The 14,044-nt window shown below is 62.6% G+C and carries 4 protein-coding genes; 1 reads left to right on the forward strand and 3 read right to left on the reverse strand.

Features of this window, described 5'->3' with window-relative positions; genetic code table 11:
- Nucleotides 1-27 precede the first annotated feature (27 nt).
- Nucleotides 28-975: a tyrosinase family protein gene (locus H096_RS01275; protein ID WP_082461362.1), complete on the reverse strand. Its 948-nt coding sequence runs from the start codon at nucleotides 973-975 to the stop codon at nucleotides 28-30.
- Between the two features lie 192 nt (nucleotides 976-1,167).
- Here H096_RS01275 and H096_RS01280 point away from each other — a divergent pair, with 192 nt between their 5' ends.
- Entirely contained in the window at nucleotides 1,168-5,634 is a 4,467-nt protein-coding gene (locus H096_RS01280) for a hypothetical protein (protein ID WP_033896373.1), read from the forward strand.
- Here the strand turns inward: H096_RS01280 and H096_RS01285 are convergent.
- Nucleotides 5,584-8,715 (reverse strand): transglycosylase domain-containing protein, encoded by a 3,132-nt coding sequence (locus H096_RS01285; protein ID WP_033896374.1) that lies wholly within the window; start codon nucleotides 8,713-8,715, stop codon nucleotides 5,584-5,586. The two genes, H096_RS01280 and H096_RS01285, sit on opposite strands and share 51 nt — an antisense overlap.
- A gap of 71 nt (nucleotides 8,716-8,786) precedes the next feature.
- Nucleotides 8,787-13,649 carry a hypothetical protein gene (locus tag H096_RS01290; RefSeq protein ID WP_033896375.1) on the reverse strand — a complete coding sequence of 1,621 codons (4,863 nt, stop codon included), beginning with the start codon at nucleotides 13,647-13,649 and terminating at the stop codon, nucleotides 8,787-8,789.
- Nucleotides 13,650-14,044 lie beyond the last annotated feature (395 nt).

The following is a 14,044-nucleotide window of genomic DNA, read 5'->3' on the forward strand; positions in this document are numbered from 1 at the left end:
CTAGGGCCCGCGTGCAAGTGCCAGGGGTTAGATAGTTAGGTCATCGGCCAGCACCTCTACCGTTGGCCCGGCGGGCGGCGGAATGACCGGGCAGTTCGGCGCGAGTGCGCTGAGCTGGCCGTAGGTGTAGTCCAGCGCTTCGGTGGACAGCACGTCGCGCACGCTCCAGGTGTCGGTCCAGGGCGCGGTTTTGTCTGCCGCGTGAAACACCAATCTTGCGTCCATGTCGAGGTTCGGCCAGCCGCTTTGCGGCAGGTACGGCGAAAGGGTCGGGTGCTGGCGTTTCCAGCGTTCCCACAGCAGGTCGAGGTAGCAGTGATGCAGGAAGAACACCGGGTCGTTCGGTGAGGTGTTGACCCCCATATTGCCGCCCACCCAGCGATGCACCGGGTCGTGCAGCATGCCTTCGCAGAAATTCAGCCAGGTGTCGGGGCCGCTGGCGTAAGGGGTTTTTGACAGGGCCGCCGTGACCTGTTCGTTGTCGGGCAAGTGCGCGCCCGCTTCGTTGCCAAAATCACGGCGCAAGCCTGCATCGCCTGCCTCCTCATCCCAGATTCTTAGCGCAAACTGCCCTGCCTGTGCCGCAAACGGCCCGCTAACCACGCGAAAGTTCTGTTCGCGGTCGCCGTTGCCGCCCAGAAAGGTCGGGGTGAATGGGTCGTTGGGGCCGTTCAACGTCCAGTCCCAGAACGGCAAGGTGATGCGGGTGTCATTGGCGGCCGTTTGCAGGGCGCGTTCGAACTGGCGCAGGAACACCCGATGCCAAGGGAAAAACAAGGGACTGCGGTGCGGCATGGGTTGGAATTGGTCGGTGCCGCCGAGGGCATTTTTATGCACCTGCACAAAGTCGTCGTAGCGGTTTTGCTGGCCGGGGCGCAGCACGCTGGCGGTGTCGTTTTTCAAGCGCAGGACGGCTTCGACAAAGGCGGTTTTCTGTTCGCGGGTCATGTGGCGATGGTTGAGCCGAATATCCATGGTGAGTCTCTGATTGGAATTGAGAGCGGCCAATTTAGAAACGAATCCGGGCCGGCACCATCATCCAAGGCGCCGCTGATTGTCGGAGGGCACCCTTTGCTCAGGTAAGCCTTGGGGCGCAGTAGATGTGTAGCGCGGCGAGGCGGGTGGGCGACGTTAGGATCAGGCTTAAACCTTATCGAGACCCCTTTGATGACTGCTTCCGATACCTCCGTGCGCCAAGTACACATCGGCGAAGTGCTGACCCTGTTCAGCGACCCCCCGTCCCTGAATGACGTCGCCGCCGACAGTGCGCAGGCCTACTTGGACTTGCATTTTGCCGGGCGTCATTACAACGCGAGCCACCTGTATATCGTTGCCCCCGGCGGACCCTATCGACCGCTGTTCGAGTGGGTGCTGGAGCGTTTATCTACGGCCAGCCCGACGTGGTTGGTCGAGCACCATCACCAAGTGCTGCAACGTCTGCGCGAAGACTACGTGCCGGGCGGTCCGAGCCATGCCGAGTTGGAGGCGTTGATCAACCGCTGTGGCGCCGGGTTGCTGGACTTTTACGCGCTGCGCCTGCAAGCCTGGTGGCGTGACGCGCTGCCGGTGGACATGACGCGCTGGGGCTACTTGTCGGATCAGTTGCTGGAAATGTTTTACGACTCGCCCCGCCCGTCCGGCATGAGCCAGGCACGGTTCGAGGCGATATTCCCCAAGGCGCACATCCATCCGCTGCGCCCTGATCGGTTGTGGAGCGCCCACGGCGCGACGTTGCGCGTGCAAACCGTGCACCTGCAGCAACCGGCGCAGATGCTGCCGGTGTTGCTGTTCAGCCAACCTTCCCAGCCCGGCTTTTTGTTGTTCAGCCCCGCCAGCGGCGTGCAATGGCTGGACAGCCTGGACGCACTGCAAGGGTTATTGCCCGCCTACACACCCAGCGTTGGGCAATGGTTTACCGCCGACGTCCAGGGCGACCCGTTCGATGCCTTGGCCGCCAGTTACTTGCAGCGCCAGTTGCTGCAAATCGCAAGCCTGAGCCCCAAGGTGCCGCGCTCGCTGGAGGACTACACAGCGCTGCTGAGCCTGATCACCGACAGCCAGCGCTGGTTCGTGGTGCCGCTGACAGAGCGCCAACAGTTTTTGCAGGAAAAGCTGCCGCTGTGGCTGGCCCATGCGGATACCGCTGCCTGTATTGCCTACGCGCAACTGTTGCAGGCCTTGGTCCTTGATCGTCAGCAACAGGGGACGGCAAACTTTCTGGAGGGCATCCCTACGCTGAAAGACTATGCCGAGCAGCAACTGCAGGCCTGCCTGCGCAAGATTCCCAGGGCAGCGACGCTCGTGCCGGGCGATGTCAGGCTGACCTTCGAGCGGGTGATCGCCGCCGCGGTGCCGTCTCAAGGGGGCTTCATCGCCGGCGAGGTCGAGCGTATCGAGGTGACGCTGACCGAACTGGCCCTGGAAAACCTCGCCGGGTTCCCGTATGCCGCCAAGGCGGTCCACCCGGCGTGGCTGAGTTACGACACGCTCAAGGGCTGTGTGACGCAGGTCGATGTCGGCCAGGCCTATCCGGCGCTGTTGAAAAAACACCTGGTGGATGACGCTGCCGAGGTGGCGCGCCGCCGCCAGCGTTTCAGCCGGCAACTGCGCATTCAACTGCCGATGCAGGTGCTGGAATGGCAAATTACCGGTAAGCATGGCCTTACCGCCGAGGGGTTTCGGCGCGTGCGAGCGGCGTTGCGCGCCACGGCCGCCGAGCGCCAGGGTATGGCGCTCTGGCCGTTGGCGTTCAAGGCTACGCCTGCTGCGGCGGCGGATACGGTGGCGAATATGTTCATCATCGGCCCGCACCACGGCGACGACGGTTGCCACGTGTTGTACCGGCCCTTGTTCGAGCCAGCGGTGCTGGAATACCCCTCGCTGGAGGCTTTATGCGAGGCGATCAGGCAACCGGGGGCGATCCAGGACAGCGTGTTGACCTGGATCGAATCCCGGCGCCAGGCGGTGTACGCCCACGGCGGTTTTCGTGAGCCCCATGTGCGGCATTTCCTGGCGGGCGATGAGTTCACCCGTTATGCGAAACCGGCTCCCGCGCAGTTGAGCAAAGCCCTGTCCAGCACAGACCCGGCGCAGCAATTGTTTACCAGCATGGCGCAGGCGCTGGTGGCGCTGGCCGACCGTCAATCGGTGTCGAATGCCGAACAACGCTGGGCCAGCCTCAAGCTCATCGGCTGGCTGCTGTTCGGCACCCTGCAACCGCTGTTGGCTGGGCCGCTGATGTTGGCGGGCTGGCTGGTGCAACTGATGGACAGTGCCGATCAGGACATCGTCGCCTTGCAAGGCGCCGATCCGCAAGCGCGTAACGCGGCGCTGCTGGATATGCTGGTGAACCTGACGGTGATCGTCGCGCACCAGGCCGCGCCCCATGATGTGCAGCGGCATGTGGCGCTGGAGCATCCGGTGTTTGCGCCGCAGGTCGATCCTGTCGTCTTGCCGCCCCGGCGAATCCAGGCGCCCGCGCAGTTCGTCGCACCCGCCGCCTGGGCCAATGCCCGTGATGCCCTGACCCCCGCCATGCAGGCGCGACTCACTGCATTGAGCCTGAAAAGCTATCCCGCGCCCTGGCCCAGGGCACTGCCCGGCGCCGAACAACGGGGTCAATGGCAAGGCTTGCTGCGGGTTGGGCAGCAATGGCAGGCACTGGTGCGCGGCCAGCAATTTCGCGTGCGCATGGAGCAAGGGCGGGTGCGGGTGGTCAGCGTCGATGGCAGTCGCCCTGGCCCGTGGCTTAAGGCGGTGAACTCGGGCCAATGGGACATCGACTTGCAATTGCGCCTCAGCGGTGGCGCTGACGCTGTGGAGGAGGCTGTGCCGGACCTCAAGCAGTTGGAAGCCCAGTACCAGCAGGCGATGACCGAACGTACCCGCGCGCAGCGGGCGATGGAGATTGCCCGCAACCTGACGCAGCAAAGCGGGCTGGATGAGCAACAACTCAGCAGTTTTAGAGCGCGCTATCGTCAGGCGCTGGAGGACAAGGTGCGGCAATCGATCAAGGAGTTGCAGCTGCTGCAACGCTTGCACCAACGGGCGCGCCGGCCCAGGCATGAAGAGGAACTGAGCCAACTGCTGGAATCGCTTGTGCTCACGCTGCAACTGCTCGATATCCACTTGAGCAGTGAAGTGCGCCTGGCCAATACCCGTGTGGTGCCACTGCTCAACCGTTCTGACAACGACAGCGGCGACGAACAAGCCCACGCCGCGCTGAACCAGGGCATGCGCGCATTGGCGGCCAGTTACGACAGTGCTATCCGCTGGCGCAGCCAGGAAGATCGCTACCTGAATGAACTGCGCGAAGTGCCCCGGTTCGGACGTGACAAAAGTGCGGCGTTGCTCGCCCAGACGCCGGCACGCCCTTCGCTGCTAGACCTGCAATCCCTGCAATTGAGCACTTTGTGGGGGCTGGCTATCGATACGCCCGACACGGTGTTCGAGGACGATGTGTTTGAGCGCCTGTCGACGACCGTTGTCCGCGCGCGTTGGGCCAGCCGCTCGCTGGCGGAACGCGCACAGGTACAGGCCAGCGATGCCGAGCAGATTGAACTGCTCGACAGCATCAACCACATCTTTGCCCAGACCGATGACCAGATCGAATTCTGGCGCGCCATGGAGCCAGAGAAATTCGACCTGGAGTATTTGGAGAAACTCCAGCAATTGCTCACGGGCTTGCACCAGCAAGTCGAGCGTGACCTGAGTGCGTTGTTGCAGCCTGCATCAGTTGAAGCGACTGTACCCGCGCCTGGCACCAGCCCGCGCAAGAAGATCATCCGCACGCGTAACCGCGACCTACTTGTGGCCCGCACGGAACCGGCCGCCCGTACGACGGCGCAATTGACCGATGCCACCGGCAGTGTGATCGGCACCTTTACCGAGGCCGATGACGGTGTCTGGGAGCCAGTGCCTGCCCCTGCGCGCCCTGACCCGGAACTGGGCAGCCTGGTGAAAACCGCCCATGCGTTGCTGCAAGACGTTGACAGCACCATCACCAAGGTTGACACGCTGGCGGCGCGAGCAAACACCCCGGCTTCTCTTCAGGACCTGCTCGAAGCCGAGGCCCGCCGCCGCCTGTGGGTGGCCAACAAAATCCGCGAAAAGCTCAACGACGAGGGCAACATCCGCCTGGCTGCTGTACAGCAAACCAAAGCGCGCACCGCCGAAGCCGCGTTGCGCAAGGTGGTGACACGCCTGGAGTCTGCCGGTCTGGCGGCACGCATTCGCGCTACCCTGGGCAAACCCTTGAACCAGGATGACGTTGCGTTTTTGCACCAGCAACATCAAGTGAGCATCTTGCGTGAGGGTTCACGTGTCGCGCTCAAGGGCCGTCGCGATGACTATTTGCAGGTGTATGCGGTCAACGATGCCCACACCGGAAAAACGCTGGCCTACGCGCATTTTCACTACGCACGCGGCCAGGGCCCGGACGATCATTTCACTGCCGCGCACCTCAAGACCCCTGAGCAGGCACGGCTGGGGCGCCAGGCCCAGGCACAAGCCGAGGCGCAGGCATTTGCGCGCATGCGTATGGGGCAGACCGGGCGCGCGCAGCAAACCCTGGAGATCCATCGCTCAGAGATTCAATTGGCCTTGGCGCGGCGGGTGTTTTTCAGTGTCGACTAAAACACTGGGCTGACACTGCGTCAGGTCGCCCGGTTGCAGGTAGGGCATCAGGATCGGCGCCATGCCCTTGAGCACCTGCACGGGCAACGCCGAGGTAAAGGTGAAATGCTCCGCCGATTGGCCGGGCACAAAGGCCGTCAATGTGCCGAAGTGGTGTGCGCCCAGGTAGAACACAAAGGTCGCAGTGCGGTTGATGGATTTGGAGCTGAGAATTCGTCCGCCCGCCCCAATCGCCTCGATGCGGTTGTCGCCGGTGCCGGTCTTGCCGCCCATGGCCAGCGGCGTGCCGTCGGCCAGTTTGAAACTGCCGGCCACGCGTTTGGCGGTGCCGGCGTCCACCACTTGGGACAGTGCGCCGCGCAGGGCCCTGGCCACGTCTACGGGAATCACCTGCTTGCCCGGCGCCGGGTCGTTGACCACGCGGGTTTCGTAGGGAGTATCGGCGGCGAAGTGCAGGCTGTCGATGCGCAACACGCGGGGCCGCACGCCGTCATTGAGGATGATCCCCATCAGCTCCGCCAACGCGGCAGGGCGGTCGCCGGAGCTGCCGATGGCGGTGGCGAGCGACGGCACCAAGTGGTCGAAGGGGTAGCCCACGTCTCGCCAACGCTGGTGAATATCGAGGAACGCCTCGATCTCCAGCATGGTGCGGATGCGGCTGTCCCGTGCGCTTTGATGGCGGCTCTTGAACAGCCAGCTGTAAACCTCCTGGCGCTCGAACTGGCTGGCCTTGACCGCGTCGGTAAAGGTCGCTTCGGGATGGTTGAGCAGGTAACCCAGCAGCCACAGGTCCAGCGGGTGCACCTTGGCGATATAGCCTTGGTCGGGCAGGTCGTAGGTGCCGGGGCCGTAGTCCTTGTAGAGTTTTTCCAGGCGTTCATCGGTGAGCTTGACCGTGGTTTTTACGCCGGTCATGTGGGCGCGCACGAACAGGTTGAAGCTCGCCTGGCTGGCATTTGGCAGCAAATAGCGGTGCACGGCGGCCAGGCGGATCGGCGTGGGGCGCAGGCTGTCGAGGAAGGTTTCCAGGCGCGCCTGGGTGTCTTTTTTCTGGTACTTCTTCCAGAACTTGCGCAGGAAGGTGGTGCCTTCACGGTCGGCAAACCCGGCGAGGTATTCCTGGCGGCGCGGGTCGCTATCGTCCTTGAGCAGTTCGGCGCTGTTGTTTTCACCGGAGTAGGTGACATAGCGCACCACATCGCGCATCAGGCGAATGAACGGCAGGTTGATCGACTCGCGCAGGGCGTCGCGCAAGGTCGGGTTGCGGCCGTTGTCCTGGCTGCGAAAGTTGTGGAAGGTGTGCAGGCCGCCGCCGGTGAAAAAGCGTTCGCCGGGGTTGGCGGAATACGTGCGATCGAGGGCGGCGTCGAGCATTTTTGCCAGGGATTTGTCCGGTGCCTGGATCAGGTAATCGAGGGCCCAGCGGCTCAGGCGATCCTGGTCATCCACCGGGATTTTCTTCAGCTCGACCGGCGCCTTCGCCGCGTACTTGTCGTGCAGTTCACTGATGATTTGCAGGTACGTCGTGAGCACGCGCAGCTTAGCCGTGGAGCCCAGTTCCAGCTTGCTGCCTTCATTGATGTCGAAGGGCTGGTCGGTGTTGTCGGTCTGCACGCGCACGCGCGAGCCGTCCGGCGTCAGTTCGAACAGGGTAAAGCTGTAGCGCACTTGCGCGGTGCTGGCCGGGGTGAGCAGGCGCTCGCCGAGCAGGCCGATCTGACGGGCGTACTCCGGGTCGGCTAGATGCCGCAGGTAGTCGGTGGCCTGGCCTTGCAGCTCTGCTTGCAGGGTGGAGGTCGCGGACAGGTCCAGGCGGTCCAGGTCGTACAGCGGCCGGTCGAGCAGGGCGGCCAGGCGGCTGCGGGCGACGCTGATGCCTTTGTTGGTTTCGATCGGTTGAATCGTGGGCTGTTGCGCCCAGTCGCGATAAGTGACCTGGCTCGCCAGTGCGGCCTGCAACAGCGCCGGTTCGATCACGTCGTTCTGGGCCAGCAGGCGCAGGTGGCTGTCGGTGAGCTGCGCCAGTTCCTCGCGGCCCTTGGCCAAATAATACGACGGCCGACGCTGGGCGATGATCAGCGACAACACTTGGCGCAATGCCAAGCCTTGCTCCGCGCTTACCGGTCCTACCAACGCCTGGTTGACCTGGTTGAAATCGGCGCCGTACCACACCCGTAAACCTTCGGCCATGCCATGCACTTCGCCATGGCCGGGCACGGCGGACAGCGGCACGCTGTTGAGGTAGTCGCGCAAGATATTCTGCCGTGCAGGCAAGGTTTGCGGCCCATCGTGATAGGCGCGAACGGCGGCGGAAAACATCTGCCGCAGCTTCTCCCCGCCCGACAGGGTCAAGCCGTCCGGCGAATGGCGGTATTTTTCCAACTGGGTCGCCAGGGTGCTGCCGCCGGCACTCTGGCCCGGCAGGTGTAACAGCTTGGCCACTTGCGACCACGCCGCCTTGGCAAACCGAGGCCAGTCCACGGCAGGGTTGGCCTGGGGTTGGGCGGGATCGAGCAGGTCGCGGTTTTCGATAAACAACAGGCTGTGGGTCACCAACGGCGGGATCGCGGCGAAGCTGGCGTACAGCTGTTGCGGGTAGTTGTACTGATACAACGGCACTGCACGGCAATCGGTGATCGACAATCCCGCCTGGATTTTTTCCGCATAGGGCACAAAAAGTCCCTTGGCGCTGTAGTCCATCAATTCAGGCGAGAAACGTGCCTGGGCCTCGATCACATACCCGCGCTTGAGCAAGCGCGGCAGGAACGTATCGAGGTCGCTGTAGCCCAGGCGGCGGTCGAATGGGCCGGCGCCGGGGTAGGCAATGGCGTCACTGGGGCCGGGTTTGACCTGATAGGTCAGGTCGCGGGCCAGGCGGCTGAGTTCCTGGGCCTGCAGGCGTGAGGTGCGCATTTCCTTGGCGGCGGCAAACCCCAGGGCAATCAGGCCCATCAGCACAATGAGCCAGAACAGGCGGCGGGCGTAACGGGGCCGGGGTTTGTTTTCGGGTGACGGCGCTGGGTCCGAACTGCCTTGTACTTTCGCAGCCTGGGTCGAGTCGGTTTGCCACAGTGCGCCCATAGTCGATTGATCCTGCACGCAGATTGATCGGACTTGCTGAAAGCTTAGTCGATGGCGGCGATCCTGGCGTTTTAAGGTATTGGCAGCTTATCGCTGAGGGTCAGGCGTGCGAGCCAGGCCGGATCATTGGCTCGCGCCCATCGATAAGCCCCGGCATCGTTGAAAAACACCGAGATATCCAGCAGGTCCCATTCGATCATTTTGATATTCAGTGCGTGGATGTAATCAGCCGCGGCGCTGGTGACCGTCGACCACGGGTCGCAGATCCACACGTCGTCCCACCCGACTTCACCGAAGTTGATAGTTTGTACCAAGCCTGGCGGTGGTGTGCCCACCACGACAAACGCATGCCCAGCCGGCCGTGTGCCCCAGACACGCGCGGTACCGCCGTTTGTGCGGATCATCTCGCAGGCGATGTGGGCCATTTGGTCGCAATTGCCTGCGCCTGTCTTGAGGATGACTTCGGTGTAATTGGGATGGCCCATTTTGCTGTACTCCCACATCACGACGGGCTCGGCTACCCGCCAACGCTGCATTTCGGCGGCGCCCATGCCGAGGGTGTTGGCTGAGCCAACGCCGGTTTTTTCCACCACGGCCAAGGTGCTCGCGTTAGCCTTCTGCGCCAAATGCTGATTGATCTGTTGGGCGTTGGCGCCATCGGGCACGTTCGGCCGGGGTGGCCAGATGTCCAGCTGGATCGGTCGGTTGACCACTTGGATGTCCAGGCGCCGGCCCTGGTCGGAGGCGTTCAGTAATAATTCCCGTTGTTTGATTACGCTCAGTCGGCTGGCCTTGGTGCGCAGCCTCGCCATGCGAGCGGCATCAAAACCACGCCGTGTCAGTTGGCGATAAAGGGTTTCTAGGGTGGGCAGGGCGACCAGCGGCTGGTCCGGGATCAGCCCTCCGGCTTTCAAATACTGGTTGCGCCAGTCGCAGAAAGCCCCGATTAGTGCAGTGTCTTCACCGCCCAGGCTGTAATCCAGTTGCTGGAACTGCAACGCCCCCGCCGGTGTGGCGGTGGTCGCGTAAAACACGCCGGTGTCGGCCTCGACGACCCACTGGGTGCCATTCGGGCTGCCTGGCAAGGTGATGACCGCTGCTCGCAGGGTGCGGCTGTCTTCGATCCCGTCGAAAATGCCCTCCAGGCGCACGACTTGGGTCTGCCGGTTCAGGACGAAATCGAAGTCGTCGCCGGGCAGGCCGAACTGCATTTCATTGTCGATACGTTGGCCGCTGACCTGCTGTTTGTAGGTCAATGGCGTGCGGGGCCGCAGCGGCCGAAGTTCGAAGTCGTTCAGCGTCACGACGACCTCGTATACCCGGCGGTGCAACACCAGCCGGCGGTTGGCGCCCCCGATGACCGGCCCTGGAATCAGTCGGATATGGTCCAGGGCCTGGACCCGGCGTTTATGGATGGAGCCCAGGAAGGGATAGAGTTTTTTGCTGAAGCAGACAATGGGCACCGGGCTGCGTTTTGCCCGGCCGAGCGGGCAGGTGCTCTCAAGGGCATCGCTGAGTCGAATATAGGCGGCGCTGGTGATGTCGTTCAACTGTGCGCGGTTGTGCGGGGCCAATCGCCAGAGCTGATTACGCTCAAGAAGGTCGGTGGCGTCGGCACGGGGGATGATCAACGGCGGCGTTTCAAACAGGCGCTTCACCACACGGGCCTGAAAGCCGTCGACGCTGCGCATCGGGTGGGTGACCAGCGCCGAATCCAGGCGCAGGTCACCCAGTGGCGGGCCATAGGGCCGGCTGCTGAAAGGGTCGAAGCCATACCAGGCTGCGGGACGATGGATGACCGGCAGGTGGGTTACCGTCTCGGCATGAAACAAGCGCGCGTTATCCACATCGGCCCGTTCGAGCAGGCGGCTGTAGTCCCGGCCACTGCCCTTGGCCAAGCGTTGCCGCGCGTGCCCCAGTGCAGTGTCCATCAAGTGGCGCCCGGCTTTGCTCAGCCTTACCCAGCCGTGGACGCCGAGGCGCACCAGCGACGGTAAGCCGTCGAGTGGGTTGAACGTTGCGTTCACATAGCGCGCACTGAGTGATGCCAGTTGCAGCAGTTTACGGCTGGCCGGCAAGGTTTTGCCCAGGGTAGACAGTGTGCGCGAGGCAAACACTTGAGTGGGGGCAAACACCCCCAGTACATCGAAGAAACAGCTCCATGCGCCCTCAATGGCCTGGCGGGTATCGCCCGAGCGCAGGTCTTGCACGCAGGACCAGAAGGGGACCAGGTTGAGCAGGTTGCGTATCAGGGCATCGTTGATGCGTTGTTGATCCTCTAGGATGTTGGACCCGCGTGCCTGCACAAGCAATGCATCAATATCGAGAAACAAGTGCTGGCGCGTGATCGCCTGGGCGATTGCCTGGCATCGCGGTGAATCGAAATCAAAAGCTGCGTCACTGGCCTGGGGGATATCAACGGGCAACGGGTCGGTGATCACGGTTGCCCATTGCTCCGTCTTGGGCTGTGAACCCTTGGCGTAAGCCGACCAGTCAATGGCCAATCGACTGCCGATATACAACTGGCTGCGTGGGTGAGTACTGGTGGGGCTGCCGGTGTTGAAGGACAGCGGCTGCCCGCCTGCTTGCAGGCTGATGGGCAGGCCTGGGTTCTTGCGCACGTGGTTGAGCATCGGGAACAGCTCGTAATACGTCACCACCGGGCGCTGCTCGCAACGTAGCAGGACCCCGTAACGCCCGGTGCGCGCCATTTTATCCACGACTGACTCCTGGTCCAGAGGCACCTTGGCGGGCTGGCGAAGCACCCACAGTTGCAGTTCGCCGTGCAGCAGCAGTTGCCTGTCAGCCAGGGGCAGTTGCGACAACAGGTATTGTATGGCGTGGGTATAGGCGCTTTTAAGGCGTGTCACGTAGGCGTCGGCGGCGTGGTTGAACTGGGCACTGATGTTGTTCAGGTATTTGAAACCGGGTTTGAGCCGCGCGAGATCAAGTTGTCGGTCGGTCGAGTGCCATTCTGGGCGGATCGGCGCCAGGTCTCCGCTGATGTGCAGGTTCACCAGGCTTTGGGGGGAAGGGTGGGCGCGCCGAAACGGCGGGGCTTTGCCGACGCCCTTGACCCATTGCAGGCATTGTTTTTTCAGCAAGGGGTGCTTGGGAAAGACGCGTTGCAAATCGGCCAGGGCCATGGCGCGACGCGTCACCAGCGCAGTGGTCAATTGTTGGCTGGCGGACCTGAGGGCTTGCATGCGCGGTGCCAGGTGCTGTTTCAACGCCTCGATGGCGGCGAGCGAATAGGCCAGACCTTCGGGCACAGGGTGCAGCAGATTCCGGGCAACGCCCCAATCAATCAGGCTGGTGGTGGCGCAGTGTTCGTACCACAGCTGTTCATCGGCGGCGGCCTCCTGGGTCGCCAGGGTCATGACCTCGATAAATGTCATGTGTTGCGCTGCGCCACTGGCCAGCACCTCGGCCTGTAGAACGCCTTGCTTGAAGATCATCCAGGCGTAGGAACTCATGAAGTACAACGAGGCTGGAATGTCGCGCACCACGCATTCGGGCGCTACACCTGCCAGTAGCAGGTGGGCGGCAAGGGCCGTAGTGCGCGCGGTGGCGACACCTCGGTCGATCAGGTGTAATTCGACCGTTTGACGCAGCTCGACGTAATCGCGCCCCCAGAAGTCGCTGTGATTGAGGTCGAGCCCGGCCACGCGATATCGAACTTCGCCGGCGCGGGGGTCCAGGCTGAGTATCAGCGCGCCCAGTACCAGCGCGCCACGGCTGGCGCGGTTGGTCGGTTCATCGGGCCCCTGGCCGTACCAGCCGACCGCGCTGATCAGGCGGTCAGCCAGTGCCTGCGCGCGTGGGCTGTTGAGTAATTGATGCAGGCTTTCATCAGGTTCAGAGGGTTCCAAGGGGCCCAACAACATGGTCAGCAGCCCATTGATTGAGTCGGGCAGAAAAGCCGCGACCACCTCCCTGACTGCGGTGCGTTGCTGCGCCGAGAGCGTCAGCGCGCTCGGCTTGGGCAACCCCAGGGTTTCCCAGTAATTGCCCCAGCGCGGTTTAGCGTGGGCAGCGAGGGGCTGGTCGTAGTGCAACAATGCTACGTCGGAGTTGGCGAAGTCGCAGGCGGGCGGCACCGCCAGCGGTTCAGCCTGTTGCAGTTGCTCGATCACATCCCAGGCATCCTCGCGGCTCGCGGGCAGTGGCAGTTGATGCAGGTTGAGCAGTTGCGCCAGGCTGAAGCGGCCGTCCTGATGAATGAAGGTTTGCAGGCGCCCGGCGACGGCCATGAGCTCGTCAAACCGGGCTTGCGGCGGGAGCGCCAAGAGCTGTGCATGGCTGATCTCGACTGACGTGCCGCTGAGGGTGCCTGCGGTGGGATCAAAGGTGTAAACGTCACTCGCGGGTGCCAGGGCAATAAAGCGTGGATGTTCGATCAGGGCTTGCAACAGGGTGGCAGCTTGGCCCATGGCTCGGGCCCAGAACGAATTCGACGTCAGCCGGCATCGCGTTCGGTATAAGGCGAGTAAGTTGAAGGGGTCATCGGCCAAATCATGATGGCTGACCAGTGCGCGCAGTTCACGCGCCAGGGTTTGCGTGTCTTGGTGAAGCTGCTCGAAAGCGCTGTGCAGTTTTGGGGTCCCGGGCGTATCGGCGAAACCCTGGCGTGTACGCAAGGCATCCAACAGTACGCCCCGTTCGGCTGGCGTGCGCGGTTGTGGGTAGCCGTAGAAACGCAGGATTTGCCCAGGGCTCAGGAGGGGCAAGCCTTGGCTGTCGGGATCGATGATCCAGGCCAACTGTTGTTTGCGCCAAGGTTCGTTCTGTGCTTTGCGGTAGCACCGCAACCAGTTGTCCACCGAGCTGTGCGCCGGGATGTGCAGCGTCGCCTCAGGGGCGTCGCTGGCAAGATGATCGATCAGGCCGTTGATCAGCTCGCGGTCAGCCTGTTGGCGTTGAAGGGGCTCCATTCGTTGCGTCCTGCTGGAAAAACACCAGCCTGCCCGTTGGCTGCGTGACCTTCATCGCGAGCTTTCCGATTTATCCATGGGGAAACTCAACGTTGATTGAACGGCTTGAGATAGAGCTGCCCAGGGCGCAATAACGAATGCCGCCAGCGCTGCTGTCCTGCAACACCTCCCAACGATTCGCTAGCTGTTTATTGCCAGGGACATAGGGTATATGCTCCTGTTGTTTGTGCTTTTAGCAGCTGCTTTCACTAAATAGAATGGATTTTATGGTGAAAGAACCTATGTAGAGCTTTTTATACTGCATGCCCGCTGATCTTGCCTGGCAAGAAGGGCCCGCCCATGAGGCGGCTCCGGTTTCGGCAAGGGCGCAGGCTCACCGGCTTGTTCCCTTGAAA

Source organism: Pseudomonas sp. FH1 (assembly GCF_000510895.2).
GTDB lineage: Bacteria > Pseudomonadota > Gammaproteobacteria > Pseudomonadales > Pseudomonadaceae > Aquipseudomonas > Aquipseudomonas azotoformans_A.

Coding starts and splice junctions, on each gene's coding strand:
- H096_RS01280 (WP_033896373.1), top strand. CDS start 1,168: ATGACTGCTTCCGATACCTCCGTGCGCCAAGTACACATCGGCGAAGTG.
- H096_RS01290 (WP_033896375.1), bottom strand. CDS start 13,649: ATGGAGCCCCTTCAACGCCAACAGGCTGACCGCGAGCTGATCAACGGC.
- H096_RS01275 (WP_082461362.1), bottom strand. CDS start 975: ATGGATATTCGGCTCAACCATCGCCACATGACCCGCGAACAGAAAACC.
- H096_RS01285 (WP_033896374.1), bottom strand. CDS start 8,715: ATGGGCGCACTGTGGCAAACCGACTCGACCCAGGCTGCGAAAGTACAA.